This window comes from Nocardioides sp., assembly GCF_036503465.1.
Lineage (GTDB): Bacteria > Actinomycetota > Actinomycetes > Propionibacteriales > Nocardioidaceae > Nocardioides.
In genome coordinates this window covers 40,892-66,181 of record NZ_DASXWU010000023.1, presented here as the reverse complement: position 1 = coordinate 66,181, position 25,290 = coordinate 40,892, and the positions used below count along the sequence as shown (strand labels likewise).

The following is a 25,290-nucleotide window of genomic DNA, read 5'->3' as shown; positions in this document are numbered from 1 at the left end:
GGAGTCAGACGGTCGGAGGGGTGGTCGAGGTGCCGGTCGAGGTCGTGCCGCTCTGCCGGGCGAGCAGGTCACGGATCTCGGTGAGCAGCTGGACGTCCTCCGGCGTACCGGGCTCGGGGCTGGGGAACCAGCGCTCCTTGGCGACCGTGTACGGCTGGACGACCAGGAAGTAGACGACTGCGGCGATCACCAGGAACGCGATGATGGCGGTGATGAAGGCTCCGACGTGAACGCCTCCCGGCGTGTAGTTGCTGAAGTCGGCGGTGCCGCCCGCCTTGCCGATCAGGTCGAGGATGATCGCGACGAACGCCGTGACCACGGCGGCGAACGCGGTGGCCATGATGAAGGCGACCGCCAGCTCGACGAGGTTGCCGCGGAGGATGAAGTTCCTGAACCCGGTCATGACTCTCTCTCCTTCCAGGGCCGCCCCGGACGGTCGGCCGTCGGTCACGCTAGCGAGAAATCACGATGCTGAGGAGATCGGTCGCCGCGGCCCCGGCGATGCGGTCGACGTCCGAGGGCAGTGCCGCCACCACCACCAGGCGTCCGGTGAGGCCCGGCGTGCCGGCGTCGTGGTCCGACGGGGCGGGTAGGGCCAGCACCGGCACGTCCACTGCGACGTACGACGCGCTGCCGCGGCGCGGGTCGGCCACGACGAGGTCGACGTGGTCGCCCGCGCGGAGCAGCGCGACCGCGTCGGCGTCCGCGATGCGCACCGGCAGCGCCACCCGGCCCGGGTAGCCGTCGATCAGGGACGGCGCGACCAGCCGGACGTCGGTGACCGGCTCACCGCGGCGGACTGGCGCGGCGAGCGTCCGCCCGATCGCATCAGCCTGCGAGCCGACGGGAGCGGAGTCGGCGGGAAGCTTCCTCACGACCAGGTCCTCGGCTCGGAGCACCGTGCCGGACGGGAGGTCGTGGGCGGCCACCGTCACCGCGACCGCTCGAGGGGCCGGCGGCCGTACGGCGTGCACGCCCGCCAGCACCGCGACCGCGGCACAGCCGGCCGCCAGCGGACGGCGCCGGGCGAGGACCGTGCGGCGCACGGCGCGGCGCACGCGAGCCCGTCGGTCACCGCTCGGCGACGGCTCGGTCGAGGAGGACATCCTCCGACGCTAGGCGCGTCGGCGCCCTGCCCGCGGAGCCTCTCCACAGGCCGCTGCCCGATCAGCCGGCGGTGGTCGACCCTGCCTTGCTCGTGGACGGCCCCGAGGAGGAAGGGGTGCCCGACGACGGGCTCGAGGTCGCGCTCGACGAGGACTTCTCAGAACCGGACGAGCCACCGGTGGAGCCACCCGAGCCCGAGCCGGAGGAGCCCGACGACTCGGACGAACCCGAGGAGTCGGACGACGAGTCCGAGGAGCCGCCCGCGGTGCCATTGCTCCGGCTGTCGTTGCGGTAGAAGCCGGACCCCTTGAACACCACGCCCACAGCGTTGAACAGCTTGCGCAGCCGCCCGCCGCACTCCGGGCAGACGGTCAGCGCGTCGTCGGTGAAGCTCTGGAACTGCTCGAAGGCGTGGCCGCACTCCGTGCAGCGGTACTGGTAGGTGGGCAACGCGGGTGATCCTCGCTGAGGTGGACTTCGGGTCGGACGTCCGGCGGTTGGCACTCGCCACCGCCGACTGCCAATTCTACGGCACGCCCCGGACCCGCCGACGGTCAGCGGAGGTCGAGCGGGCTTCGGGGGCCGAGCGCAGTCGAGACCACGCTGATCCGGCGGCCTAGTCGGCTTCGATGGTCGACCACCGAACTGCGGCTCGACCACCGCACTTCCGGCTCGACCACCGACGGTTCGAGCTCGCTCTCCGAACGGGATCAGCCGCGGAGGTCGAGCCAGCGGGTGGGGGTGGCGACCGAGGTGACCGGGCGGTCGTGGTCGTCGACGGGTACGTCGCGGCCGACCTCCTCGTCGTACAGCAGGCACACGATCGGCGTGCCCACCGGCACCCGGGTGAGCGCCCGGTCGTAGCAGCCGCCGCCCTGGCCCAGGCGGTACCCGGTGCCGGAGACGGCCTGTCCCGGGACGAGCACCACGTCGGCGGTCGCGATCGCGTCGACCCCGAGCCGGTCGACCGGTTCGAGCAGCCCGTACCTCGCGGGTGCCAGCGACGTGGGTCCTCGCCAGGTGCCCCAGTCGAGGTCCATGCCGGGGAGCACGATCGGGAGGATGACGCGTTTCCCCATCGCGGCAAGGGATTCCAGCAGCGCGCCGGTCGCCGGCTCCGTCCCGATCGAGACGTACGCCGTCAGCGTGGCCGCCCGGCGTACCACCGGATGGGTGGTGACGACCTCGGCCAGGTCGCGGCCCAGAGACCCCAGCTCGGCGACCGACAGCCGGTTGCGCGAGGTGCGGATCTGGTCGCGCAGAGCGATCTTCGCCACAGCGACGGCCGAGGCGGGCGGATCCCCTGGTCGGGATTGCGGTGGTGGCACCCCGCAAGCCTACGATCGGACGATGAGCAGTGCCGGACTCGACCGCGCCCGCACCAAGATGTCCGACGCAGGCATCGACCCCGTCGCGATCGAGACCTTCGCCCACTACTACCGCCTCCTCGAGCACGGCGAGACCGGGATGATCCCGGAGTCGTCGATCGAGCCGATCGACAGCGAGTCGCTGGCCGACGTCGACGTCGACGACGAGACCGCATCCGCGGCGCTCCGCACGACGGCGGTGATCAAGCTGAACGGCGGCCTCGGCACGTCGATGGGCATGGAGCGCGCCAAGAGTCTGCTCTGCGTCCGCAAGGGCATGTCGTTCCTCGACGTGATCGCACGCCAGGTGCTGCACCTGCGTCGCGACCATGACGCGCCGCTGCCGTTGATGTTCATGAACAGCTTCCGCACGTCGGCCGACACCATGGACGCGCTCGCGAGGTACGCCGACCTGCCGGTCGACGGGCTGCCACTCGAGTTCCTGCAGAACCGCGAGCCCAAGCTGCTCGTCGACGACCTGACGCCGGTCAGCTGGGGACGTGAGCCCGACCTCGAGTGGTGCCCGCCCGGGCACGGCGACCTCTACACCGCGCTGCGCGGGACCGGGCTCCTCCAGACGCTGATCGACCGTGGCTACGAGCGGGTCTTCGTCTCCAACAGCGACAACCTCGGCGCGGTCCCCGACGCCAGGATCGCGGGCTGGTTCGCCCGGGCCGGGACGCCGTTCGCGATCGAGGCGGTACGCCGTACCCCCTCGGACCGCAAGGGCGGCCACTTCGCACGCCGGAAGTCCGACGGACGGATCGTGCTCCGGGAGACGGCCCAGACCTCGAAGGAGGACCAGGCCGCGCTCGCCGACCTCGACCGGCACCGGTTCTGCTCGACCAACAACCTCTGGTTCGACCTCCGAGCGATGTCCGAGGCCCTCGACGCCCGGCACGGCATCCTCGGCCTGCCGCTGATCCGCAACGTCAAGCACGTCGACCCGGCCGATCCCTCGAGCCCCGAGGTGATCCAGATCGAGACCGCCATGGGCGCCGCCATCGAGGTCTTCGAAGGTGCGCGCACCATCGAGGTCGGCCGCGACCGCTTCGTGCCGGTGAAGACAACCAACGACCTGCTCGTGCTGCGCTCCGACGTGTACGACGTCGGCAACGACTTCGTGCTCGACCCGGCGTCCGACATCCCGTTCGTCGACCTCGACCCCGACTACTACAAGATGGTGCCCGAGTTCGAGCGCCGCTTCCCCGAAGGTGCTCCGAGCCTGCGTCGCGCCACCTCGCTCACCGTCAGCGGCGACTGGACCTTCGGCGCCGACGTGAAGGTGGTCGGCGACGTGAAGCTCCGGACCGGTGCGGCCGAGCGGGTCGCTCCCGGTAGCGTCTTGGAGCATGACTGACGCGCTGGTCTCCGTCGAGGCTCATCTCGAGCGGATCCTGACCGCCGTCGACCCGCTCCCGGCCTTCGACCAGCCGCTCATGGAGGCGTTCGGCCTGGCGGCGGCCGAGGACGTGTACGCGCGGGTCGCCCTGCCGGGCTTCGACAACTCGGCCATGGACGGGTACGCCGTGGCGCACGCCGACGTCGCGACGGCCAGCCGGGAGACGCCGGTCCACCTGCCGGTCGTCGGGGAGATCGGCGCCGGCCAGGCGTCGCTGCTCGCGATGTCTCCGGGCACCGCGGTCAAGATCATGACCGGTGCTCCGGTCCCCGCCGGCGCGGACTCCGTCGTCCCCTACGAGTGGACCGACCACGGCGTCGCCAACGTCGTGATCTCGCAGGCGCCCGACCGGGGGCAGCACGTGCGACCGAAGGGCCAGGACATCAGCGAGGGCGACCTGATCGTCCAGGCCGGGACGGTGCTCGGGCCGCGGCAGATCGGCCTGCTCGCCGCGATCGGGCGACCCTCGGTCCGGTCGCGGCCCCGTCCGCGGGTGGTGGTGATGTCCACCGGGTCCGAGCTGCGCGAGCCGGGCTCGGCCCTCGGGCGTGACTCGATCTACGACGGCAACTCGTTCCTGCTCGCCGCGGCCGCCCGCCAGGCGGGAGCGATCGCCTACCGGGTCGGCATCGTCCCGGACGAGCCGCGCACGTTCCTGAACGCGCTCAACGACCAGCTGGTGCGCGCCGACCTCGTGGTCACCAGCGGCGGGGTCTCGATGGGCGACTACGACGTGGTGAAGGAGGCGCTCAGCCCGCTCGGGACGGTCTGGTTCGGCGGCGTCGCCATGCAGCCGGGGAAGCCCCAGGGCTTCGGCACGGTCGGCGAGGACGCGATCCCGATCGTGACCCTGCCCGGCAACCCGGTGTCGTCGTACATCTCCTTCGAGCAGTTCGTGCTCCCCGCGATCCGGCGCCTGATGGGCCGCACGCCGTACACCCGGCCGGAGGCGGACGCGATGCTCACCCACGGGCTGCGCGCGCCCGAGGGACGCCGGATGTTCGCCCGCGGCATCCTCTCGGTCGTCGACGGCAGGCTGGCCGTCACCCCCGTTGGGCCGCAGGGCTCGCACATGATCGGCGACCTCGCCGAGTCCGACGCGCTGATCGTGGTGCCGGAGTCCGTGACCTGGGTCGAGGCCGGTGAGACAGTGACCGTGCAGCCTCTCGACGAGGAGTTCTGAATGGAAGACGGACTCACGCACATCGACGAGTCCGGTGCCGCCCGGATGGTCGACGTGTCCGGCAAGGACGTCACCGCCCGCGAGGCGGTGGCGGCCGGTCGGGTCCAGGTCTCCCCGGAGGTGGTCGCACTGCTCCGCGGTGCCGGCGTACCCAAGGGCGACACCCTCGCCGTCGCCCGGCTCGCCGGGATCCTCGGTGCCAAGCAGACCTCGTCCCTGATCCCGCTCTGCCACCCGCTCGCCCTCTCCTCGGTCACCGTCGACCTCGAGGTCGCCGACGACTCGGTCGAGGTGACCGCCACGGTCCGCACCACCGACCGCACCGGCGTCGAGATGGAGGCACTGACCGCGGTCGCGGTGGCAGGTCTGACCGTGATCGACATGGTCAAGGCGGTCGACAAGCGGGCCGCGATCACCGACGTCCGCCTCCTGCGCAAGTCGGGCGGCAAGTCCGGCGACTTCGTGAGATGACCTCCCTTCGGGGCGCGGTGGTGGTCGCGTCCAACCGCGCGGCGACCGGCGTGTACGACGACACCACCGGCCCGCTGCTCGTGGAGTTCCTCGTGTCACTGGGGTTCTCGTGCGACCGGCCGATCGTGGTCCCCGACGGCGAGCCGGTCGGCGCGGCCATCGCGGCCGAGGTCGCGGGCGGCGCGCGGGTGGTCCTGACCACGGGAGGCACCGGGCTCACGCCGACCGATCTCACCCCCGAGGTCACCCGGTCCCTGCTCGACCGCGAGGTGCCGGGGATCGCCGAGGCGATCCGCGCGTACGGCGTCGGGAAGGGCGTGCCGACCGCGGCCCTGTCGCGCGGCCTGGCCGGCGTGGCCGGTGACTGCCTGGTCGTCAACCTGCCGGGCTCGCGCGGCGGGGTGAAGGACGCGGTCGCCGTCCTCGAGCCGCTCCTCCTGCATGCCGTGGAGCAGATCGTGGGGAGTGACCATTGACCGCAGCACCTCAGGACCCCGCATGAACACCGGCTGGCCGGTGACGCTGCAGTACGGCGACGTCACGCTCCGCCCGCTCCGCTACCGCGACGCCCGCGCCTGGCGCGCCGTACGCCGGAGGAACGCCGCGTGGCTGCAGCCGTGGGACGCCACCGTGCCGCCCGGCGGCACGGAGCGTCCGGCGACCTTTCGCAGCCTGGTGGCCCGCATGCAGCGGCACGCCCGGCAGGGCCTCGGGATGCCGTTCGCGGTCGAGGTCGACGGACGGTTCGCCGGGCAGGTGACCGTCAACAACATCGTCCGCGGCTCCGCCCAGTTCGCCTCGATCGGCTACTGGCTCGACCGCGACGTCGCCGGACGCGGTGTCATGCCGACCGCGGTCGCGCTGGTGATCGACCACTGCTTCCGGTCCGCCGGGCTGCACCGGATCGAGGTCGCGATCCGTCCGGAGAACACCAACTCCCTGCGCGTCGTCGAGAAGCTCGGCATCCGTGAGATCGGCTACGCGCCGAGGTTCCTCCACATCGACGGCGCCTGGCGCGACCACCGCATCTACGCGATCACCGTCGAGGAGTGCCCCGAGGGGATGCTGGCTCGCCTCTCCGGTTCGTCCCAACAGTCACAGGAGTGATTTCGCGACACACCTGTTCACATCCACAGGCGTCTGTGCGAGCGAATCTAGGGTCGGGTCGTGGACCTGAGCGGACTCATCTTCGTGGCCCTGGCGGTCGCCTGGGCCGCCTATCTGATCCCCAAGGCTCTTCGTCACCACGACGACGTCGTCCGCGGCCGCTCGATCGACCGCTTCTCCGAGAGCATGCGGGTCCTGGCTCGTCGCGAACCGGTCAGCGCGCGGATGGCCCAGCTGGTGGTCACGCCGGCCCGAGCCGCCGCCGCGGTCGTCAGCACCAAGCCGTCCGCGGCGTCGCCCTCGCCGGATGAGCAGTACGCCGCGCGCCGGGCCGCCGTCCGCAAGGCCACCAAGCGCCGCCGCCGGGTGCTCACCCTCCTGCTGCTCGCACTGGTCGCGGTCACCGCTGCCTGCGCCGACGGTCGGATCGTCTGGACGTACGTCGCGATCCCCGCCGGACTGCTGGTCGCCTGGCTGGTCGCCTGCCGGCTCATGGTTCGCAAGGAGCGCGCCTGGCGCCCAGTCGCGCGGACGGAGGTCGAGGAGGACCTCGCCGGCGATCCCGACGCGTCCACGGACGAGCAGCCGCAACCCGAGGCCGTGCGAGACCCGAAGCTCTGGGACCCCGTGCCCGTGACGCTCCCGACCTACGTCTCCAAGCCGGCCGCACGCCGTACCGTCCGCACCATCGACCTCGACTCCACCGGCGTCTGGACATCGGGCCGCACCGAGGCCGACTCCGCACTCGCCCGCGAGGCCGATGCCGCCGAGGCGGCCGAGCGCGTCCGTCGTCGCGTCTCCCGCAAGGACGAAGCCGGCGACGAGGCCGTCAACTCCTGAGCGCGCCGCGGTGCCTGGCCGATTCGGGAAGGCCCCGCAGCCGGTGCTAGCCTTTCGCTTCGCGTCGCCGGCCGGTCAGGCTGAGTCAGGGCGAGTCAGGCGACGCTGACCCGGGGCTGTGGCGCAGCTGGTAGCGCATCTCGTTCGCAACGAGGGGGTCAGGGGTTCGAGTCCCCTCAGCTCCACCCGATCCGGATCCACCAGGTCCCCGTGGCCGACTCGGACGACGGGTTGACGGCACAAGACGGTCAGCCGGCCAGACGCCGTCCGGAGCGCGCGTCGAGGCGACGGGCTCGCTGGCGACGGAGCCGGCGTACCAGCACCGGCGCATGGTCGAGGCACTCGTCGTCGTCGAGAAGCCGCGCGAGCCGCCGATAGTACGCGGTCGGCTCCTCCGCGAACCGGTCTCGGATCGCGGCGTCCTTGGTGCCGGCGTACTGCCACCATCCCGCCTCGAGATCCAGAGTGCGACGGGCCGTCTCGTCGAGCATGCGGTCGAGCCTGCCACACGCCCTCCGGGCTCTCGACGTGGCCCGTGTCGGGCCCGATTTGGCGGGGTGACGCCGATGTACCAGCGAAGTCGAGCCCTTGGACCCAGCGCGGTCCGGGCAGTACGGACGGGTCCGCGGCGTCCGTTGGTCCCGCCGGACGGGCACAACGGGCCATGGGCACCTACCCGAACGGCCCAACTGGTCTAGTCCAGTTGTAGGCGTGGGCAAAGCCGATATTCGGCGTGTTTATCGAGTGGGTCTTGTCAAAAGGTAAAAGTCCAGGAAATGTAAGGACCCCCCGCACGGATGCGGGGGGCCGGTCGCGATTGGAAGGAACCAGTCGCGGTCTCGCATTCGGCCTGGGGGGCTGGCGCCTGCGAGCTTCTCACCTGATGGCTGGGGGGTTGCCATCCGATGGGTGGCATCTGATGGCTGGGGGGTTGCCATCTGATGTTGACTCAAGTTTACACGTCGCGCCTGCGCGCGATGCACTTTCTGCAAATTGATCGGCTTTTTACCTTACGCATCTGATTTCACGCTCGGAAGACGCACGGCAGGGGATTTGAGGGCTCCAGGGCGGTCGTCACAGGCGCCACACACGACACGTGGGTACTTGTCAAGACTTCCAAATTTGCCACGGCGTACCCCAAACTTCTCTCGGAGCGTCTCGGGACAGGCACCACACAGGGAGAAACACTGACATGGCACGTCACACCAAGATCAAGCTCGCCGCGCTGGCCACCTCGTTCGTGGCTGCGATCGGGATCGTCGCCGTCGGGCCGGCCACCAGCGCCGACGCCGGGCACAGCCAGATCACCCAGCTGCGCGGCGGCTACGAGGGCTGCTGCTGACGTTCAGCTACGACAGCTGAGCAACACCCGCACGGCTCTTCGGCCGGATGCGCAGGCCTGACGAGGCCGCTGCGCTTCGGTAGGCGTCGCGTGCCGCCTCGAGGTCGCCCACGTCCTCGAGCAGATCCGCGAGCTCGAACCACAGCTGTGCGGCATCGCGGTCTGCGCCGACGGCCGTCAGCAGGAAGACCGCACGTCGGTAGGCCCGCTTGGCGCCTTCACCGTCTCCGCGCGCGGCGGCCACCTGGCCGGCCAGCGATTCCGCATCGGCGGCCAGGATCGGAGCTTCGTCCTTGACCGACGAGATGATCTCCGCACAGATGTCGTCGGCCCGCGCCAGGTCACCGTCCAAGTAGTGCGCGCGGGCGATCGCCAGTCGGTTGCCCGAGATCTCGATCGTGCTGGCACTCGACCAGACCAGTTCCTCGGCGGCCTTCTCGAGGTGACGCTTCGCCTCCGTCACGTCGGGCGGGTCGAGCTCGAGCTGCATCCGACCGAGGCTGGTGCGCAGTCGCGCCAGGTTGCGCGAGTCCTGTCCCTCCGCGAGCAGGGCGAGGGCGCGCTCGGCGAGCGGCACCGCGTTGCTGACCGAACCGCGCTCGGCCTCGAAGATGCTGGCGTTCCAGTACGCCGAGGCGCGGGCCACCGGCGAGTCCAGTGCCTCGGCCTTGACGATCGCCTTGCGGCACATCCGGACCGCGTGTCCCGCGTCCCCGCGCACGAAGTACGCAAAAGCGACGGTCACCGTCAGCTGGACGGCCTCGTCGCAGCTGCCGATGTGGGATCCCTCGAGCGAGGCCATCACCCGCTCGCCGACCTCGATGGCACGCGTCAGATCGCCGGAGTTCTTCAGGCAACGGACCATCGCGATCGCGCTCTTGATCCGGACCAGGCCGCCCTTGCGGGAGTAGACCAGCTCCTCCAGCTGCAGGATCGCGTCGTCGATACTGCCCTGACCCTCGAGCGCGCGGGCGATGATGTACTTGCCGCGGAAGACGAGCTCCTCCTGCGAGGCGACAGCGGCGCGGTCGACCGCCTGTCGCGCCTGCGACTCGGCCTCGAGGTGCTGGCCGGACTCCAAGGAGAGCTCGGCGAAGTCCAGGGTCAGCTTGATCTCGTCGTACTCGCGCGCGGTGACGCCGCGGAGCAGGTGCTCGGTGGGTACGCCGAGGCGCGCGGCCAGGTCCTCGAGGGTCTGGCTGTTCGGCCTTCGCTGGCCGGACTCGATGCGCGACACATAGCCGACGGAGATGTCGTCGCCGGCGAGCTGGGTCTGGGTCCACCCCTTGGCGACCCGGGCAGCACGGATGCGCTGACCGAGCTCCGCCGGGTCGATCTCCTTCAGGAGGTCTGCCTCGAGCACGTCCATAGCGGGATTGTGACCGAGAGATGCGCCGTCCGGGCAAGAAATCTGACAAGACGAGGATCTTTGGAGGCAAATTTGGGTGAAGTGGCCCGAAAGGACTACGCGGCACCAACCGAAAGACTAGATTCACCCCGTCGGCATCCGAACCGCTCGCGGATAGAATGTCGATGTTTGGCCGGGGGGCTAGGCGTCACGCGTGCGTCGTTCCGACGCACGCGTGACGTGTCTCTGGCCCCGGTCACGCCGCCTCCCCGCTTCGCGGGCCACCGCCGGCGACTCCGCTCCCCGCAGGGTGTCAGCTCGCGAGGGCAGCGTCGAGGATCGCCTCCGCCGTGCGCAGGGTCAGCCGCCGCGCAGCGTCGGCCGACAGCCCGCGCACGTCGAGCAGGACTATGAAGGCCTCCCACCCGATCACCAGAGCCAACCCGGAGACCAGGTCCTCGTAGTCCTCGCGGGCGAGTCGTTCGCGGCACGGCTCGACCGCCCACTCGATCCAGCCGACCCGTCGGTGCCCTCGACGTGGACCGCCGCCGGCCGGTGGCGGAGCGTCCACCGTCAGCCTGATCAGCTTGCGCCCGAGCGGCAGCGAGCTCTCCATGGTCGCGAAGGTCTCGGTGACCAGCGTGCGCAGCCGCTCGTGCGGGTCGTCGGAGGCCTGGGCGGCGAGTGCTGCGTCCACGTCGACGTTCAGCGTGCCGATGGTCGCGTCGAGCACGAGCTGGTCGAGGGTCGGGTAGTAGAGGTACACGGTGCGCCGCGACACGTCGGCCGCGGCCGCGATCTCGCTCACCGACGGTTCGGCACCGGTGCGGAGCAGCCCCGCGGTGGCGTCGAGGATCGCCCGCCTGGTACGCCGCCGCTGGGCGACCCGGCCGGTGGTGCGCTCCTGGGTCACGCGTTCGTCCTCTCCTCTTGACAGCCCGATCTGTAGGTCTCACTATACCGACGTGCATTCATTACACACAAGTGCAACAACGACACAGGATTGCAGGAACTGAGATGACCGACTGCGCACTCGCCGCACCCACCCGCCCCGGCAGGGGCGTTACGCGTGTCAACCGACTGCTACGCCGCCCGTCCGGGATCCCACGCTGGACCCGGCTGTTCGGTGTGGCCGTCGTGCCGCTCGAGCAGGAAGATCCCGATGCCCCACAGGCCTGGGTCGTCTGCGCGGGCGCGGGCACCGCGCACACCGCCGCCCTCTTCCACGAGGGCCCGTACGCCGGCCACCGACTCCACTGACCACGAGAGGATGCTGACCATGACCACCGTCATCACCGTGTACGACGTGCCCGACGGGGCACCGGCCCCGACCGCACTGGCCGAGGGGCACACGCTGCACCGCGCCGTCGGCATGCCCGCGGCGTACCCCTGGATCGACCTGGGCGAGGCTGCCACCGCGGAGGACGCGGCGCTCCTCGTCGCCTCCGCGGCCGGGCGGCCGGGGGCGCTCGCAGGCCGGTACGAGGCCTTCCACGTCAACGACCAGGCTGCTCCGGCGTACGACCCGGACCGGCACGACGAGAGCGTCATCTTCGTCAACTGCATGCGGTTCGCGCCGGAGCGGCACGACGCGGCGTTCGCGGCCTGGGAACGGGTCAACCACTACATGGTGCGCAAGCCCGGTTATCGCTGGCACCGGTTGCACCGACGCCTGGACGACGACGCGCCGTTCGGCCTGGTCAACGTCGTCGAGTGGGAGTCGCCGGACGCCTGGCGTGCCGCGCACGACGACGGCTTCCGCGCGCTGGCCGGCGGCGACCTGCCGTTCACGGCCCAGCCCACACTGTGCCGCGCCGTCTCCGCCGACGAGGGGGTGGCCCGATGATCGACGCCGACGCCCGCACCGCCGCCACCGGCTCGGCCACCACCGGACCGGTGACCCTGATCAACAGCTTCCGGGTGCCACCCGACCGGGACGAGGCCTTCCATGCGCTGTGGGAGCGGACCAGCCACTACTTCACCCGGCAGCCCGGCTTCCTGTCGCTGCGCCTGCACCGCGCGGTCAGCGACGACGCGGCGTACCGCTGGGTGAACGTGGCCCGCTGGGACAACGAGGCGTCCTTCCGTGCCGCCCATGCCACTACGGAGTTCCGCGACGTCGTGACCGCGCCAGGCTGGGAGGAGTTCCCGAGCACGCCGGTGCTCTTCGAGGCGGTCACGGAGGTCGGCTGACGGCGCCGGGGTGACCCGGGGCGTGCAAGGGTGGGGAGAGGCACGTCCGAGGAGGAGCGCATGGAGTACACCAGGCTGGGCGACAGCGGGCTCGAGGTCTCGCGGATCACCATCGGCTGCATGAGCTGGGGGAACGGCGGCCAGGACCGGCCGTGGATGAAGGACGAGGCGTTCGCCGAGCAGACCATCAAGGCCGCCCTCGACGCGGGGGTCAACTTCTTCGACACCGCCAACGTGTACGCCGCCGGCACCAGCGAGGAGTACACCGGTCGGTCGCTGTGGAAGCACGCCGACCGCGAGGACGTCGTCCTGGCCACCAAGGTGAACGGCCGGATGCGGCCCGGTCCCAACGGTGCGGGGCTGTCGCGCAAGGCGATCCTGCAGGAGATCGACGCCAGTCTCGGGCGGCTGGGCACCGACTACGTCGACCTCTACCAGATCCACCGCTTCGACCGCGCGGTCCCGGTCGAGGAGACGATGGAGGCCCTGCACGACGTGGTGAAGGCCGGCAAGGCCCGGTACATCGGAGCCTCGTCGATGTATGCCTGGCAGTTCGCGAAGATGCAGCACGCTGCCGAGCGTCACGGCTGGACGCGGTTCGTCTCCATGCAGAACCACTACAACCTGCTGTACCGCGAGGAGGAGCGGGAGATGCTGCCGCTCTGCGCCGACCAGGGCGTCGGTGTCGTCCCGTGGAGCCCGCTGGCGCGTGGACGGCTGACCCGGCCGTGGGACAGCCGCACTGCGCGGTCGGAGACCGATGAGTTCGGCCGCTCCTTGTACCGCGACGAGGACCAGGCGGTGGTCGAGAAGGTCCTGGCCGTCGCATCGAGACGTGAGGTCTCGCCGGCGCAGGTCGCCCTCGCCTGGCTGCTGGCGCAGCCCGCCGTCACCTCCCCGATCGTGGGGATCACCAGGCCCGAGCACCTCACCGACGCCCTCGCCGCGGTGGAGCTGGAGCTCACCGAGGACGAGGTCGCCGAGCTGGGCTCGGGCTACGTCCCCCACGCGATCGCCGGCCACCAGTAGGGGCCGTGCCGAATTCCCCGCTCAGGCGGGGAAGTCCGCACTGAGTGGGGGAAATCTGGGCCAACAAGTGTCGAACTCCCCGCTCAGGCGGGGAATTCGACAGGCCATCAGATCCAGCGGGAGAACCAGATCCGCTGGAGCCACTCGGAGTGGGTGAGCAGGGCGTCGGTGTAGATCGGCCAGAACCACGCGAAGTTGAGGATCACCAGCACGACGTACGACCCGGCGGCGACGACGCCGACGGTACGTCGTGGCGTGGGGTCTCGCGATGACCCGAGGAGCTTGCCTATCGTCAGCGCCAGGGCGAGCACCACGAAGGGCAGGGTCACGATCGCGTAGAAGCTGAAGATCGGCCGGCCGTCGTACTCGAACCAGGGCAGCCACGTGGAAGCCGTGCCGACCACGGCTATCCCGAACCGCCAGTCCCGGGCGCCCACCCACATGAACAGCGCGAAGATCAGCGCCAGGGCACCACCCCACCAGATCGCGGGTGTGCCGAGCATCAGCACCTGGCGCAGGCAGTCGCTGCCCTTCGGCGCGTCGCAGCCGTCGGTCCCCGGCTTGATGCCGGTCTGGGCGTCGACACCCACCGGACGGTTCAGCAGCAGCCACCCCCGCGGCTGCGACGCGTAGGTGTGGGTGCAGCCGGTCAGGAAGTGGGTGTGGAAGACGTAGACGTCGCGGTGGTAGTACCACAGCGACTCGAGGCCCTGGACCAGCCCGGGGATGCCGTGCCGCACGGGTTGATCCGCGGTCGGCCAGTGCAACGAGTCGTCGCTGACGATGTTCTTGCCGCAGTCCGAGCCCCCGGAGACGTAGTGGGTGTACTGCGTGTTGGACAGGTACTCGACGTACTGCGACGAGTGCATCAGCCACCCGGTCCAGGTCGCGATGTAGACCACCAGACCGACCAGCACGATGTGCGCGAACGCCGGGACGCCGTCGGCCAACAGCGACTTGAGGCCCGCGAAGCTGACGCCGAACGACCTCCGGGCACCGGCGCACCAGGCGACGACCAGGAGGCCGAACGCCGCCATCGGGTACACCGCCTCCCACTTGCTGCCGCAGGCCAGTCCCCAGCAGACGCCGGAGGCGAGCAGCCAGGGGCGGAACAGCAGAGCCCGGACCGGACCCCAGCCCTCGCCCTCGACCTGCCCGGGGACGAGGACGGCGAGTCTGGCGCGGTACCAGTCGCGGTCCACCACCAGGCAGTGCACGGCGCAGAGCGTGAAGAAGGCCACGAAGATGTCGAGCAGGGCGAGGCGCGAGAGCACGAACTCCAGCCCGTCGAAGCTCAGGATCAGCCCCGCGACGCAGCCGAGCAGCGTGGAGCCGGTGAGGCGGCGGACGAACCTGATCATCACCAGGATCAGCAGCGTGCCGACGATCGCCGGCACGACCCGCCAGCCGAGCGGGGTGAAGCCGAAGATCTTCTCGCCCACCCCGATCAGCCACTTGCCGACCTCGGGATGGACCACCATCGAGGCGTCCGGCTTCCAGAGACCGGTCGTCTGGCCGGCCAGGATGTGCTTGTTCGCCACACCGCCGTCGTTGGCGATGTAGTCACGCGCGTAGCCGAAGTGCCACAGCGACCAGGCGTCCTTGGCGTAGTAGGTCTCGTCGAACTCGAAGGCGTGCGGGGTCCCCAGCTTCCAGAGCCGGACGAACAGCGACAGCAGCGTGATCGACACCGTGGCGGTCCAGCCGACGAACGGGTCCTCGAACCGGCCGCGCAACCGCGCCCGCTGCTGGGCGAGCGGCACCGGGTTGCCCTCGGCGTCGTGCGACAGACCGGTCATCCGACGGCGCTCGGGGGGCGCGGCTGCTCCGGTCGTCACGTTCGGCAACTGTAGGGCCCTTCCGGTCGTCCGCCGGAGAGGAACCCCTGGGTGCCTGTGGGGCGGACGACCCGGAGGGCCTGGGATGATCGGACGGTGGCCGGGACATCCGATGAGGCGGGAGTGCTGGTGCTCGCGGCGACGCCGATCGGACAGGCGGCCGACGCCCCGCCGCGGCTGGCCGCGGAGCTGGCCGAGGCAGACCTGATCGCGGCCGAGGACACCCGTCGGTTGGCCCGGCTGGCCGGCGAGCTCGGCGTCGAGGTGAAGGGCCGGGTCACGTCGTACTTCGACGGCAACGAGGCGGCCCGTACGCCGGGTCTCGTCGAGCGGCTCGTGGCCGGTGACCGGGTCGTGCTGGTGACCGACGCCGGGATGCCGAGCGTCTCCGATCCCGGGTACCGGCTGGTCGCGGCCGCGGTCGAGGCGGGCATCCGGGTCACCGCGGTGCCGGGCCCGTCGGCGGTGCTCACGGCGCTCGCGCTGAGCGGGCTGCCGGTGGACCGGTTCTGCTTCGAGGGTTTTCTGCCGCGCAAGGCGGGCGAGCGCTCGCGCCGGCTCGCGGCGCTGGCCGGCGAGGAGCGGACGCTGGTGTTCTTCGAGGCCCCGCACCGCACGGCGGCCGCCGTATCGGCGATGGCGGACGCCTTCGGCGGCGACCGGCCGGCGGCCGTCTGCCGGGAGCTGACCAAGACCCACGAGGAGGTACGCCGTGGCGGGCTCGCCGAGCTGGCCGCCTGGGCCGAGGAGGGCGTGCGGGGCGAGGTGACGATCGTCGTGGCAGGCGCCGTCTTTTCCGCGTCGGTCACCACCGACCCGGACGCGCTGCGCGCCGCGGTCGAGGCCGAGGAGGCCGCCGGGACGAGTCGCAAGGGCGCGATCCGCGCCGTGGCCACCCGGGCCGGCGTACCGAAGCGGAGGGTGTACGACGCGGTGCACGGCGTGGGGCCCGATCTGCAGGAGGAGGTGTGAGCGGCCCGATGCGCAGCCGATCGGCGGACGACGAGCAGGGTCAGCGTCGCGACCGCGAACGGCCACCACCGCCCGAACCCCTGCCCCTCCCCGTCGTCGACAACCACTGCCACCTCGACATCTCCGACGGCGACTGGCTCGAGACCGGCCAGGCGATCGCCCGGGCGACCGAGGTCGGCGTACGCCGGATCGTGCAGATCGGCTGCGACCTGCCCGGGGCGGCGTGGGCTGTCGAAGCCGCCGAGGAGCACGACGCGCTGGTGGCGGGTGTCGCGCTGCATCCCAACGAGGCGCCTCGGCTCGCCGCGGAAGGACGGCTCGACGAGGCGCTCGCCGAGATCGAGCGCCTGGCGCAGTCGCACGCCGCCGTCCGAGCCGTCGGTGAGACCGGTCTGGACTTCTTCCGCACCGGCCCCGAAGGCCGCGACGTCCAGCGGGAGTCGTTCGTCCGTCACATCGACCTCGCCAAGCGACTCGGCAAGACCCTGGTGATCCACGACCGCGACGCCCACGACGCCGTGCTCGAGGTGATCGACGCCGAGGGCGCCCCCGAGCGCTGGGTGATGCACTGCTTCTCCGGCAACGTCCGCTTCGCCAAGGCCTGCCTCGACCGCGGCGCCCACCTCTCCTTCGCCGGGACCGTCACCTTCAAGAACGCACAGCCATTGCGCGACGCGCTCGCCGTCGTGCCGCTCGACCGGGTGCTGGTCGAGACCGACGCGCCGTTCCTGACGCCGACGCCCTACCGCGGCCGCCCGAACGCGTCGTACCTCGTGCCGATCACTGTGCGGGCGATGGCGGAGGTGCGCGGCGACGACCTCGAGACCCTGTGCGCGGCGATCGACTCGAACACGGAGGCGGCGTACGGCGCGTGGTGACGCCCGGATCCAGACAGTAATCGGCGGGTTTCGGACACGAGAGCCTCGTCACAAACGGCGTCAAGGAGTTGGGCCCGTGGCGGGGCCTACGTAGGGTCTTGTGGCTGTTGGCCGGGATCGGGTGCTGCATGCGAATCCGGCGTCGGGGCTGCGTACCTGCTGCGCAGCCTTTTCCATGCGGGCCCCGCATCGTGCATGACACCGTGCATGACGGAGCGGGGCCGGTGGCCCGACGTCGTCCGAGGCCCGGGGAGTACGACGTCTGGAGAGCTGTGCGCCAGAAGCTCGCACGAATCAGCAAGAGCAAGGCAGCGTTGGTCGCCACCGGGGCGGTCGCCCTCGCGGCGGTGGTCGGGACGACCGTCGGCTACGCGTCGATGGCGCATGGGTCCGACGTGACCCTCAACGTGGACGGCCACGTCGAGCACGTGACCGCCCAGGGCGACACCGTGGGACAGGTCCTGAAGGACCAGGGGATCGCCCTGCGCTCGCACGACGAGGTGGCCCCCGCCGTCGACCAACCGGTGCACGACGGCACGAGCATCGCGGTCCGCTACGGCAAACCGTTGAAGCTGGACGTCGACGGTGACACCACGACGTACTGGGTGACCGCGACGAACGTGCGCGGGGCACTCGACGAGATCAACCGCAGCTTCGACCGGGCCCACCTGTCGGTCAGCCGCGGCGCCGGCATCACCCGCGACGGACTGCGGATCTCGATCGCCACCGCCAAGCGGCTCACGTTCGTGATCGGCGGGAAGAAGCCGGTGCACGAGACCGTCCCGGCGTACACCGTCGCCCAGGCACTGAAGGCGATCGACGTCAAGCTGGGCAAGGACGACGTGGTCCACCCGGGCCTGCACCGCACCCTCACCGAGGGCGACAAGGTGGTGCTGGACCGGGTCCGGATCGTGCGCAAGCAGGTGAAGGGCGAGGCCATGCCCTTCGCGACCGTCACCCGTGACGACTCGTCGATGGCCCGCGGCTCGAGCACGGTGGTGCGCGACGGCCGTGAGGGGCTGCGCGACGTGACCTACCGGATCCTTTTCCGCAACGGCCGGCTCGTCGCGCGCACGGTGCTCTCGCAGGACGTGCTCAGTGACCCGGTGGCACAGATCGAGCGGGTCGGCACCAAGACGGTCGCGACCACGAACTTCGCGAGTGGCAACACCGTCTGGGACCGCCTCGCGCAGTGCGAGTCCGGGGGAAACTGGGCGACCAACACCGGCAACGGCTACTACGGCGGGCTGCAGTTCTCGCTCGGCACGTGGCAGGCGTACGGTGGAAGCGGACTTCCCAGCAACGCCTCGCGGCTGACGCAGATCGCGATCGCCACCAAGGTCCGTGACGCCAGCGGTGGGTACGGCGCATGGCCGGCCTGCGCGGCGTCCTTGGGACTGCCCCGCTGACGCCACCCGTCGACAGCGCGACAACGAAAGAGCCCGGTGACCGAGCGTCGGGCCCCGAACCCCCCTTCGGGTCCCAGTCGTGCGCTCCTGGTCATCGCCGGCCGGCCTGACACCCCCCATAGGCTGGCCAACATGACGTCCGCCGGCCCGAGTCTGCTCGGGCCGGCGGACGTTCGCGCGCTCGCCGCCCGTCACGGCGTACGCCCGACCAAGCAGCGCGGGCAGAACTTCGTGATCGACGCCAACACCGTGCGACGGATCGTGCGGGAGGCGGCGTTGCGGCCGGACGACGTCGTCGTCGAGGTCGGGCCGGGGCTGGGGTCGCTGACCCTGGCACTGCTCGGCGAGGTGCGACGGGTCGTGGCGATCGAGGTGGACCCGGTGCTGGCCGCCGCGCTGCCCGACACGTTGACGGCGTACGCACCCGACCTGGCGGCGCACTGCGAGGTGCTCGTCGCCGACGCGCTGCGGGTGACCGAGATCCCCGGCCCGGCGCCCACGGCTCTGGTGGCCAACCTGCCCTACAACGTCTCGGTGCCCGTGCTGCTCCACCTGCTCGCCCTGCTGCCGAGCCTCGAGCGGGGGCTGGTGATGGTGCAGTCCGAGGTCGCGGACAGACTCGCGGCCCGGCCCGGGTCCAAGGTGTACGGCGTGCCGAGCGTGAAGGCCGCGTGGTACGCCGACGTCCGCCGGGCCGGCGCGATCGGGCGCACCGTCTTCTGGCCGGCACCGAACGTCGACTCCGGCCTCGTCGCCTGGACCCGCCACGAGCCGCCGTCCACGTCGGCGACGCGCGAGCAGGTGTTCGCGGTCGTCGACGCGGCGTTCGCCCAGCGCCGCAAGGCTCTGCGCGGTGCCCTGCGGACCCTCGCCGGCTCGGGCGAGGCCGCCACGGCGGCGCTGACGGAGGCCGGGATCGACCCGCTGGCGCGCGGCGAGTCGCTGGGGATCGCGGACTTCGCGCGGATCGCGGAGGCACTGTGGTGAGCGGTTTGACCGTGCGCGCTGCGGCGAAGATCAACCTGCTGCTCGGCGTCGGTGCGCCGCGCGCGGACGGGTTCCACACGCTGGTCACGGTCTACCAGGCGGTCAGCCTGTACGACGACATCACCGTCGAGACGGCCGGCGACCTGACCGTGTCGACCGAGGTGGCGCCGTACATCGACGCGAGCCACCTGCCGCCGGCCGGCCACAACATCGTCGACCGGGCCGCGGCGGCGCTGGCGGCGCACCACGGCCGGCCGGTCACCGCCGACGTACACGTGGACAAGAGCATCCCGATCGCGGGCGGGCTGGCCGGCGGATCCGCCGACGGTGCGGCGGCGCTGCTCGCCCTGGACCGGCTGCACGACCTCGGCACCACCGACGACGACCTGCTGCTGCTCGCCGCGGGGCTCGGCAGCGACGTACCGTTCGCCCTCGTCGGCGGGTCGGCGCTCGGCGAGGGGCACGGCGAGGTCGTGACACGGGTCGACGACCGCGGCGCGTGGTGGTGGGTGGTCGTGCCGTCGGAGGAGGGGATGTCGACGCCGGCGGTCTATCGGCACCACGACGAGCTGCGGCCGGACGCGCCCGAGGTGCCCGGCGCTCCCGACGAGGTGATCGCGGCGCTGGCCGCGGGCGACGTACGCCGGCTCGCCGCCGCCCTGCACAACGACCTCGAGCAGGCCGCGTGCGACCTCCGGCCCGACCTGGCACAGCTGATCGTGGAAGGCGTCGACGCCGGAGCACTGCGCGGCCTGGTGTCCGGGTCGGGGCCGACCTGCGTGTTCCTGTGCGAGTCGGGCGACCACGCGCGAGTGGTCGCCGGCGCCCTGACCGCGGCGGACGAGCGCCGCGTCGTCCTGGTCGCGCACGGCCCGGTCGCCGGGGCGCACGTGGTCGAGGCATGAGCAACCTGGTCAACCTCGAGCGGGTGTCCAAGGCCTACGGCGTGCGCCCGCTCCTCACCGAGGTCTCGCTGGGCGTCGGCGCGGGTGAGCGGATCGGGATCGTCGGCCGCAACGGCGAGGGCAAGACGACGTTGCTCCAGGTGATGACCGGGCAGGAACCGCCGGACGACGGCCGCGTCTCGGCCGCGCGGGGGCTGCACGTCGGCTACCTCCACCAGGGCGACACCCTCGACGACACCCACTCCGTCCGCGACGCCGTCCTCGCCGGCCGGCCCGACCACGTGTGGGCCGCCGAGCCCCGCACGCGCGAGATCGTCACCGAGCTGCTGGCCGGCATCGAGCTCGACCGCGCCGTGGCCGGGCTGTCGGGCGGCGAGCGCCGGCGCTGCGCGCTGGCCGAGCTGCTCCTGCGTGAGCACGATCTCCTCGTCCTCGACGAGCCGACCAACCACCTCGACGTCGAGGCGGTCGCCTGGCTCGCCGCGCACCTCGCGGCGCTCCCGTCCGCACTCGTCGTGGTGACCCACGACCGGTGGTTCCTGGACGCGGTCTGCCAGCGCACGTGGGAGGTGCACGACGGCGCCGTCGACACCTACGACGGCGGCTACGCGGCGTACGTCCTGGCAAAGGCGGAGCGCGAACGACAGGCGGCCGCCACCGAGGTACGCCGGCGCAACCTGGCCCGCAAGGAGCTCGCCTGGCTGCGCCGCGGGGCGCCGGCCCGGACCGCGAAGCCGAAGTTCCGGATCGACGCGGCCGAGGCGCTGATCGCCGACGAACCACCACCGCGTGACCGGCTCGAGCTCCAGAGGTTCGCCACGCAGCGGCTCGGCAAGGACGTGGTCGACGTCGAGGACGCCGACCTGGTCCGCGGCGAGCGGGTGCTGCTGTCGCACGCGACCTGGCGGCTCGGGCCGGGCGACCGGGTCGGGGTCGTCGGGGTCAACGGCGCGGGGAAGTCCTCGGTGCTGGCGCTGCTTGACGGCACCCTGGCGCCGACGGCGGGCCGGGTGAAGCACGGCCGGACCGTCGCTCTGCAGCACCTCACCCAGGCCCTGGACACGCTCGACCCCGAGGGCCGGGTGCTGGCCACGATCGAGTCGATGCGCCGGGTCACCCGCACAGCGACAGGTGAGGTGACCGCGACCGCGATGCTCGAGCGCTTCGGCTTCACCGGCGACAAGCTCACCGCCCGCGTCGGCGACCTCTCCGGAGGCGAGCGGCGCCGCTTCCAGCTGCTGCGTCTGCTGCTCTCCGAGCCGAACGTGCTGCTCCTCGACGAGCCCACCAACGACCTCGACATCGAGACCCTGACCGTGCTCGAGGACTTCCTCGACGGCTGGCCGGGCACCCTGGTCGTGGTCTCCCACGACCGCTACTTCCTCGAGCGGGTCACCGACGTGATCTACGGCCTACTCGACGACGGCCGGATCTCCCTGCTCCCCGGCGGCGTCGATGAGTACCTGCAACGCCGAAGTGGGACTTCTCCACCACCGAGAGCTGAGCTCTCCGCCCCCGACGTCTCGTCAGAAGTCCCACCGCGAGGGCGGAGAACTCCCACGTCGGCCAAGGCGCGGGCGGGCAGCGCGGAGGAGCGGGAGGCGCGCAAGGCCCTGGCGCGGGTCGAGAAGCGACTGGAGCAGGTCGCCTCCCGGGAGGAGCAGCTGAACGCCGAGGTGCTCGCCCACGCCTCCGACCACCAGCGACTCACCGACCTCGGCGCCCAGCTCGCCGAGCTCGCCGCCGAACGCGACTCCCTCGAGTCCGAATGGCTCCAAGCCGCGGACCTGCTCGATTGAGTCTGCGGCAGACGATCTGCCGAGACGCGAGCGAAGCGAGCACGTCGGGTACGGCGGCATCTCCGCTGAGGCTCCCGCGCGCATCGGTGGCAACCACGCGCGCCCCGTAGGCGCGCGGGAGCCTCAGTGCCGCCGTACCCGACAAATGAACACCGTGATCGCGCGGAGAGACACCATCGGGCTAGACGATCGGGCGCGAACCGGCCGCAGATTCACCCACCACCGAACGGCGCCAGCAGCGTCCGCAACAGGCTCGCCAGCCGCGTCCGGTCGCGCTCGGGGAGATCCTCCAGAAGGGTGCGTTCGGCATCGAGGAGCGCGGTGAAGGCCGCGTCGACTGCGGACTTGCCGTCGGTGGTCAGCCGCACGATCACCCCGCGGCGGTCGTCGGGGTCCGGGTAGCGCTCGACGTACCCTCGCGCGCTGAGCCGGTCGATCCGGTTGGTCATCGTCCCGCTGGTCACCAGGGTCTCGCGGAGCAGGCGGCCGGGGGAGAGTTCGTACGGCGTGCCGGCGCGGCGCAGCGCGGCCAGCACGTCGAACTCCCACTGCTCGATGTCGTGCGCCGCGAACGCCTCGCGCCGGGCGAGCTCGAGCCGGCGGGCCAGTCGGCTGACCCGGCTGAACACCGCGACCGGCCCGAGGTCCAGGTCGCCGCGTTCGCGGCCCCACGCCTCCAGCAGCTCATCCACCTCGTCGCGCATGCTCACAGCCTAGGGCGCGATCGAGAATCTTGACATCAAGATGAATGACTCCGAGACTGGTAGTTGTCTTGACATCAAGAGATCACCGTCGGCGCTGGCGGACGGAGCCGACAACGGAGAAGGAGGCGCTGTGTCGCACACGTGGGACCCCGACCGCTACCTGACCTACGCCGACGAGCGGGGCAGACCCTTCGTCGAGCTGATCGCGCGGATCGCGGCCGCGGAGCCGAGCACGGTCGTCGACCTCGGCTGCGGTCCCGGCAACTTGACCACGCTGCTGCGCGAGCGCTGGCCCGGCGCCGACGTCCGCGGCGTCGACTCGAGCCCGGAGATGATCGCGAAGGCCGAGTCCGCCGATCCGAGCATCACCTTCGAGGTCGCCGACCTCCGTACCTGGGTGGCCGGCGCCGAGCCTGTCGACGTCCTCGTCTCCAACGCCACGTTGCAGTGGGTGCCCGGACACCTCGATCTGCTCCCCGACCTGGTGAGCCGCGTCCGCTCGGGAGGCTGGTTCGCCTTCCAGGTGCCGGGCAACTTCGACGAACCCAGCCACACCATCCGCCGCGACCTCGCCGCCGAGGAGCCCTACGCCGCGCACACGCAGGGCGTCGCCGTCCCGAGCAGCCACGACCCGGCCGTCTACCTCGAGGCGCTCGCCGAGCTCGGGTGCACGGTCGACGCCTGGGAGACGACGTACCTCCATGTGCTGACCGGCCCCGACCCCGTCTTCACCTGGGTGTCGGGCACCGGCGCCCGCCCGACGCTCCAGGCGCTGCCGGACGACCTCCGCCCGGCCTTCGAGGAGGAGTTCAAGCGGCGTCTCCGCGCGGCGTACCCGGAGCGGCACGGACGCGTCGTCCTTGCGTTCCGCCGGATCTTCGTGGTCGCGCGGGTCTCGACGAGCTCGACCACCGAGCGACCATGATCGCGCTTCACCACGTCCAGGTCGCCTGTCCGCCACATGGCGAGGACGGCGCGCGCCGCTTCTACCGGGACGGGATCGGGTTGACGGAGGTCGAGAAGCCGATGGCGCTGCGCGGCCGGGGCGGGGCATGGTTCCGTGCGTACGGCGCGCGGGGTGCGGTCGTCGCCGAGGTGCACGTCGGCGTCGAGGACCCCTTCGGCCCGGCTCGCAAGGCCCACCCCGCGTTCGTGGTGGACGACCTCGACGCCGTGGCTGCCTGCGTCCGGAGGGCCGGCTTCGAGGTCGACGACCGCGAGCGCGAGACCTTCGACGGGTACCTCCGCTTCCACACCCACGACGACGCCGGCAACCGGGTCGAGGTGCTCCAGCCCGCGGTCGGCGGCCACGGAATGCCTGGGCGGGCGCCGATGTTGGCCTGACAGATGATCGAGGCCGGTGCTCCGGCGGAAAGGTATCTGATGGCCACCCTCCCACTGACCGAGGAGTCGTTCGAGCAGACGGTGACCCAGGAGGGCGTCGTGCTGGTGGACTTCTGGGCGTCCTGGTGCGGCCCGTGCCGGATGTTCGCGCCCGTCTACGAGAAGGCGTCGGAGACGCACGACGACATCACCTTCGCCAGCATCGACACCGAGGCGGAGCAGATGTTGGCCGGCGGCCTCCAGATCAGCTCGATCCCGACCCTGATGGCGTTCCGCGACGGCATCCTGGTCTTCCGTCAGGCCGGCGCGTTGCCGGCCCCCGCGCTCGAGGAGCTGATCACCGCGGTCCGCGGCCTCGACATGGACGACGTACGTCGTCAGGTCGCCGAGCAGCAGGCACAGCAGGCGTAATCCGTTCGTCTCCCGGTGGACTGTCCGCCACCCTGGCTCCGTGACGCTGCTGTTCGTGTTCGGGCCGCCGGCGGTCGGCAAGATGACCGTCGGGCGTGCGATCGCGGACGCTGGCGACTTCCGGCTGTTCCACAACCACCACGTCCTCGAGCCCTTGCTCGACGTGTTCGACTACGGGACCCCGCCGTTCAACCGTCTCCTGGAGGGGCTCCGCCTCCGGGTGCTGGAGGAGGCGGCCGACGCCGGCATCGACCTGGTCTACACGCTCGTCTGGGGCCTGGACCTGCCCGAGGACGCCGCCTACGTGCGGCGGCACATCGGGCCGTTCGTGGAGCGCGGTCAGCGGGTGGCGTTCCTGGAGCTGTACGCCGACCTCGACACCCGCCTCGCGCGGAACCGCACGCCGTACCGCCTGGCCGAGAAGAAGTCGAAGCGCGACCTGGCCTGGTCCGACGAGAACGTGCGCGGCCTCGAGCGCGTCCAGATGAGCACCGGCGTCCCGTCCCCGGCCGACGAGGTCATCGCCGACTGCCCGCACCTGAGGATCGACAACACCGACCGGCCGCCGGAGGACGTGGCCGCCGAGGTCCTGACCTGGTTGGCGTCCCCTGCCGTTCTCGGGTCGTCCGCATGAGGGGAACCCCTGGGCGCTGC

The 25,290-nt window shown here is 71.3% G+C and carries 30 protein-coding genes and 1 tRNA gene; 22 read left to right on the top strand and 9 right to left on the bottom strand.

The features are described 5' to 3' along the window. Positions 1-4: 4 nt before the first annotated feature. The 4 genes from VGK78_RS03570 to VGK78_RS03555 all read right to left on the bottom strand — a co-directional run bounded on the left by VGK78_RS03570 (position 5) and on the right by VGK78_RS03555 (position 2,384). Positions 5-403, bottom strand: coding sequence for an MscL family protein (locus tag VGK78_RS03570; protein WP_331525972.1), 399 nt, complete (start codon positions 401-403; stop codon positions 5-7). A 49-nt stretch (positions 404-452) separates the two neighbouring features. Next, a complete protein-coding gene (locus VGK78_RS03565) occupies positions 453-1,106 on the bottom strand; it encodes an SAF domain-containing protein (protein ID WP_331525969.1) in 654 nt (217 codons plus the stop codon). A gap of 61 nt (positions 1,107-1,167) precedes the next feature. Next, positions 1,168-1,557: an FmdB family zinc ribbon protein gene (locus VGK78_RS03560; protein WP_331525968.1), complete on the bottom strand. Its 390-nt coding sequence runs from the start codon at positions 1,555-1,557 to the stop codon at positions 1,168-1,170. A gap of 260 nt (positions 1,558-1,817) precedes the next feature. After that, positions 1,818-2,384: a 5-formyltetrahydrofolate cyclo-ligase gene (locus VGK78_RS03555; protein WP_331525967.1), complete on the bottom strand. Its 567-nt coding sequence runs from the start codon at positions 2,382-2,384 to the stop codon at positions 1,818-1,820. A 73-nt stretch (positions 2,385-2,457) separates the two neighbouring features. On the opposite strand from VGK78_RS03555, the gene VGK78_RS03550 reads away from it, so the two are divergent. The 7 genes from VGK78_RS03550 (at position 2,458) to VGK78_RS03520 (ending at position 7,662) form a co-directional block, all read left to right on the top strand. Beyond that, entirely contained in the window at positions 2,458-3,834 is a 1,377-nt protein-coding gene (locus VGK78_RS03550) for a UTP--glucose-1-phosphate uridylyltransferase (protein WP_331525966.1), read from the top strand. Continuing rightward, a complete protein-coding gene (gene glp, locus VGK78_RS03545) occupies positions 3,827-5,059 on the top strand; it encodes a gephyrin-like molybdotransferase Glp (protein ID WP_331525965.1) in 1,233 nt (410 codons plus the stop codon). Before VGK78_RS03550 ends, glp begins: the two co-directional genes overlap by 8 nt. Continuing rightward, a complete protein-coding gene (gene moaC / locus VGK78_RS03540; RefSeq protein WP_331525964.1) occupies positions 5,060-5,530 on the top strand; it encodes a cyclic pyranopterin monophosphate synthase MoaC in 471 nt (156 codons plus the stop codon). Continuing rightward, on the top strand, positions 5,527-6,006 hold the full coding sequence (locus tag VGK78_RS03535) for a molybdenum cofactor synthesis domain-containing protein (RefSeq protein ID WP_331525963.1): 480 nt from the start codon (positions 5,527-5,529) through the stop codon (positions 6,004-6,006). The genes moaC and VGK78_RS03535 overlap by 4 nt, the downstream gene beginning before the upstream one ends. 22 nt (positions 6,007-6,028) lie before the next feature. Then, positions 6,029-6,637, top strand: a complete 609-nt coding sequence (locus VGK78_RS03530; RefSeq protein ID WP_331525962.1) for a GNAT family protein — start codon at positions 6,029-6,031, stop codon at positions 6,635-6,637. Between the two features lie 60 nt (positions 6,638-6,697). Beyond that, the gene (locus tag VGK78_RS03525; RefSeq protein WP_331525960.1) at positions 6,698-7,477 is read left to right on the top strand and encodes a hypothetical protein; all 780 of its coding nucleotides are present in this window, start codon (positions 6,698-6,700) and stop codon (positions 7,475-7,477) included. A 112-nt stretch (positions 7,478-7,589) separates the two neighbouring features. Further along, positions 7,590-7,662: transfer RNA gene (locus VGK78_RS03520), tRNA-Ala, on the top strand. Positions 7,663-7,725: 63 nt separating this feature from the next. Here VGK78_RS03520 and VGK78_RS03515 read toward each other — a convergent pair. Beyond that, positions 7,726-7,968, bottom strand: a complete 243-nt coding sequence (locus tag VGK78_RS03515; protein WP_331525959.1) for a DUF3263 domain-containing protein — start codon at positions 7,966-7,968, stop codon at positions 7,726-7,728. Positions 7,969-8,669: 701 nt separating this feature from the next. On the opposite strand from VGK78_RS03515, the gene VGK78_RS03510 reads away from it, so the two are divergent. Beyond that, on the top strand, positions 8,670-8,819 hold the full coding sequence (locus VGK78_RS03510) for a hypothetical protein (protein ID WP_331525958.1): 150 nt from the start codon (positions 8,670-8,672) through the stop codon (positions 8,817-8,819). 7 nt (positions 8,820-8,826) lie between these two features. On the opposite strand, the gene VGK78_RS03505 is transcribed toward VGK78_RS03510, so the two are convergent. Next, a complete protein-coding gene (locus tag VGK78_RS03505) occupies positions 8,827-10,188 on the bottom strand; it encodes a helix-turn-helix domain-containing protein (RefSeq protein WP_331525957.1) in 1,362 nt (453 codons plus the stop codon). Positions 10,189-10,480: 292 nt separating this feature from the next. Continuing rightward, on the bottom strand, positions 10,481-11,080 hold the full coding sequence (locus VGK78_RS03500) for a TetR/AcrR family transcriptional regulator (protein WP_331525955.1): 600 nt from the start codon (positions 11,078-11,080) through the stop codon (positions 10,481-10,483). Between the two features lie 104 nt (positions 11,081-11,184). On the opposite strand from VGK78_RS03500, the gene VGK78_RS03495 reads away from it, so the two are divergent. The 4 genes from VGK78_RS03495 to VGK78_RS03480 are packed head-to-tail and all read left to right on the top strand — an operon-like array spanning position 11,185 to position 13,389. Beyond that, complete coding sequence (locus VGK78_RS03495) at positions 11,185-11,427, top strand: hypothetical protein (protein ID WP_331525954.1); 243 nt, start codon at positions 11,185-11,187, stop codon at positions 11,425-11,427. A gap of 19 nt (positions 11,428-11,446) precedes the next feature. Further along, positions 11,447-12,013: an antibiotic biosynthesis monooxygenase family protein gene (locus tag VGK78_RS03490; RefSeq protein ID WP_331525953.1), complete on the top strand. Its 567-nt coding sequence runs from the start codon at positions 11,447-11,449 to the stop codon at positions 12,011-12,013. Then, a complete protein-coding gene (locus VGK78_RS03485; RefSeq protein ID WP_331525952.1) occupies positions 12,010-12,360 on the top strand; it encodes an antibiotic biosynthesis monooxygenase family protein in 351 nt (116 codons plus the stop codon). The genes VGK78_RS03490 and VGK78_RS03485 overlap by 4 nt, the downstream gene beginning before the upstream one ends. Positions 12,361-12,420: 60 nt before the next feature. Continuing rightward, the gene (locus VGK78_RS03480) at positions 12,421-13,389 is read left to right on the top strand and encodes an aldo/keto reductase (RefSeq protein WP_331525950.1); all 969 of its coding nucleotides are present in this window, start codon (positions 12,421-12,423) and stop codon (positions 13,387-13,389) included. Positions 13,390-13,496: 107 nt separating this feature from the next. Here VGK78_RS03480 and VGK78_RS03475 read toward each other — a convergent pair whose 3' ends face one another. Further along, complete coding sequence (locus VGK78_RS03475) at positions 13,497-15,227, bottom strand: dolichyl-phosphate-mannose--protein mannosyltransferase (RefSeq protein ID WP_331525949.1); 1,731 nt, start codon at positions 15,225-15,227, stop codon at positions 13,497-13,499. 123 nt (positions 15,228-15,350) lie between these two features. Here VGK78_RS03475 and rsmI point away from each other — a divergent pair, with 123 nt between their 5' ends. The 6 genes from rsmI to VGK78_RS03445 all read left to right on the top strand — a co-directional run bounded on the left by rsmI (position 15,351) and on the right by VGK78_RS03445 (position 22,177). Then, positions 15,351-16,199 carry a 16S rRNA (cytidine(1402)-2'-O)-methyltransferase gene (gene rsmI, locus VGK78_RS03470; RefSeq protein ID WP_331526017.1) on the top strand — a complete coding sequence of 283 codons (849 nt, stop codon included), beginning with the start codon at positions 15,351-15,353 and terminating at the stop codon, positions 16,197-16,199. Positions 16,200-16,207: 8 nt separating this feature from the next. Then, on the top strand, positions 16,208-17,077 hold the full coding sequence (locus tag VGK78_RS03465) for a TatD family hydrolase (protein ID WP_331525948.1): 870 nt from the start codon (positions 16,208-16,210) through the stop codon (positions 17,075-17,077). A gap of 224 nt (positions 17,078-17,301) precedes the next feature. Beyond that, complete coding sequence (locus VGK78_RS03460) at positions 17,302-18,486, top strand: transglycosylase family protein (protein ID WP_331525947.1); 1,185 nt, start codon at positions 17,302-17,304, stop codon at positions 18,484-18,486. 132 nt (positions 18,487-18,618) lie between these two features. Continuing rightward, entirely contained in the window at positions 18,619-19,473 is an 855-nt protein-coding gene (gene rsmA / locus VGK78_RS03455; RefSeq protein WP_331525944.1) for a 16S rRNA (adenine(1518)-N(6)/adenine(1519)-N(6))-dimethyltransferase RsmA, read from the top strand. Next, on the top strand, positions 19,470-20,378 hold the full coding sequence (locus VGK78_RS03450) for a 4-(cytidine 5'-diphospho)-2-C-methyl-D-erythritol kinase (RefSeq protein ID WP_331525943.1): 909 nt from the start codon (positions 19,470-19,472) through the stop codon (positions 20,376-20,378). The genes rsmA and VGK78_RS03450 overlap by 4 nt, the downstream gene beginning before the upstream one ends. Next, positions 20,375-22,177 (top strand): ABC-F family ATP-binding cassette domain-containing protein, encoded by a 1,803-nt coding sequence (locus tag VGK78_RS03445; protein WP_331525942.1) that lies wholly within the window; start codon positions 20,375-20,377, stop codon positions 22,175-22,177. The genes VGK78_RS03450 and VGK78_RS03445 overlap by 4 nt, the downstream gene beginning before the upstream one ends. A 212-nt stretch (positions 22,178-22,389) precedes the next feature. On the opposite strand, the gene VGK78_RS03440 is transcribed toward VGK78_RS03445, so the two are convergent. Next, entirely contained in the window at positions 22,390-22,881 is a 492-nt protein-coding gene (locus VGK78_RS03440; RefSeq protein ID WP_331525941.1) for a MarR family winged helix-turn-helix transcriptional regulator, read from the bottom strand. Positions 22,882-23,011: 130 nt separating this feature from the next. Here VGK78_RS03440 and VGK78_RS03435 point away from each other — a divergent pair, with 130 nt between their 5' ends. From VGK78_RS03435 to VGK78_RS03420, 4 genes are read left to right on the top strand one after another with little or no spacing between them, the layout of a single operon-like run. Beyond that, positions 23,012-23,806 (top strand): trans-aconitate 2-methyltransferase, encoded by a 795-nt coding sequence (locus VGK78_RS03435; RefSeq protein WP_331525940.1) that lies wholly within the window; start codon positions 23,012-23,014, stop codon positions 23,804-23,806. Next, positions 23,803-24,225: a VOC family protein gene (locus VGK78_RS03430; RefSeq protein WP_331525939.1), complete on the top strand. Its 423-nt coding sequence runs from the start codon at positions 23,803-23,805 to the stop codon at positions 24,223-24,225. The genes VGK78_RS03435 and VGK78_RS03430 overlap by 4 nt, the downstream gene beginning before the upstream one ends. Before the next feature lie 39 nt (positions 24,226-24,264). Beyond that, entirely contained in the window at positions 24,265-24,636 is a 372-nt protein-coding gene (gene trxA / locus VGK78_RS03425) for a thioredoxin (protein WP_331525937.1), read from the top strand. Positions 24,637-24,676: 40 nt separating this feature from the next. After that, positions 24,677-25,270, top strand: a complete 594-nt coding sequence (locus tag VGK78_RS03420; protein WP_331525936.1) for an AAA family ATPase — start codon at positions 24,677-24,679, stop codon at positions 25,268-25,270. Positions 25,271-25,290 lie beyond the last annotated feature (20 nt).

Coding starts and splice junctions, on each gene's coding strand:
- VGK78_RS03445 (WP_331525942.1), top strand. CDS start 20,375: ATGAGCAACCTGGTCAACCTCGAGCGGGTGTCCAAGGCCTACGGCGTG.
- moaC (WP_331525964.1), top strand. CDS start 5,060: ATGGAAGACGGACTCACGCACATCGACGAGTCCGGTGCCGCCCGGATG.
- VGK78_RS03505 (WP_331525957.1), bottom strand. CDS start 10,188: ATGGACGTGCTCGAGGCAGACCTCCTGAAGGAGATCGACCCGGCGGAG.
- rsmA (WP_331525944.1), top strand. CDS start 18,619: ATGACGTCCGCCGGCCCGAGTCTGCTCGGGCCGGCGGACGTTCGCGCG.
- VGK78_RS03515 (WP_331525959.1), bottom strand. CDS start 7,968: ATGCTCGACGAGACGGCCCGTCGCACTCTGGATCTCGAGGCGGGATGG.
- VGK78_RS03565 (WP_331525969.1), bottom strand. CDS start 1,106: ATGTCCTCCTCGACCGAGCCGTCGCCGAGCGGTGACCGACGGGCTCGC.
- VGK78_RS03465 (WP_331525948.1), top strand. CDS start 16,208: ATGCGCAGCCGATCGGCGGACGACGAGCAGGGTCAGCGTCGCGACCGC.
- VGK78_RS03535 (WP_331525963.1), top strand. CDS start 5,527: ATGACCTCCCTTCGGGGCGCGGTGGTGGTCGCGTCCAACCGCGCGGCG.
- VGK78_RS03480 (WP_331525950.1), top strand. CDS start 12,421: ATGGAGTACACCAGGCTGGGCGACAGCGGGCTCGAGGTCTCGCGGATC.
- VGK78_RS03570 (WP_331525972.1), bottom strand. CDS start 403: ATGACCGGGTTCAGGAACTTCATCCTCCGCGGCAACCTCGTCGAGCTG.
- glp (WP_331525965.1), top strand. CDS start 3,827: ATGACTGACGCGCTGGTCTCCGTCGAGGCTCATCTCGAGCGGATCCTG.
- VGK78_RS03430 (WP_331525939.1), top strand. CDS start 23,803: ATGATCGCGCTTCACCACGTCCAGGTCGCCTGTCCGCCACATGGCGAG.
- VGK78_RS03440 (WP_331525941.1), bottom strand. CDS start 22,881: ATGCGCGACGAGGTGGATGAGCTGCTGGAGGCGTGGGGCCGCGAACGC.
- VGK78_RS03495 (WP_331525954.1), top strand. CDS start 11,185: ATGACCGACTGCGCACTCGCCGCACCCACCCGCCCCGGCAGGGGCGTT.
- VGK78_RS03485 (WP_331525952.1), top strand. CDS start 12,010: ATGATCGACGCCGACGCCCGCACCGCCGCCACCGGCTCGGCCACCACC.
- VGK78_RS03490 (WP_331525953.1), top strand. CDS start 11,447: ATGACCACCGTCATCACCGTGTACGACGTGCCCGACGGGGCACCGGCC.
- trxA (WP_331525937.1), top strand. CDS start 24,265: ATGGCCACCCTCCCACTGACCGAGGAGTCGTTCGAGCAGACGGTGACC.
- VGK78_RS03550 (WP_331525966.1), top strand. CDS start 2,458: ATGAGCAGTGCCGGACTCGACCGCGCCCGCACCAAGATGTCCGACGCA.
- VGK78_RS03530 (WP_331525962.1), top strand. CDS start 6,029: ATGAACACCGGCTGGCCGGTGACGCTGCAGTACGGCGACGTCACGCTC.
- VGK78_RS03510 (WP_331525958.1), top strand. CDS start 8,670: ATGGCACGTCACACCAAGATCAAGCTCGCCGCGCTGGCCACCTCGTTC.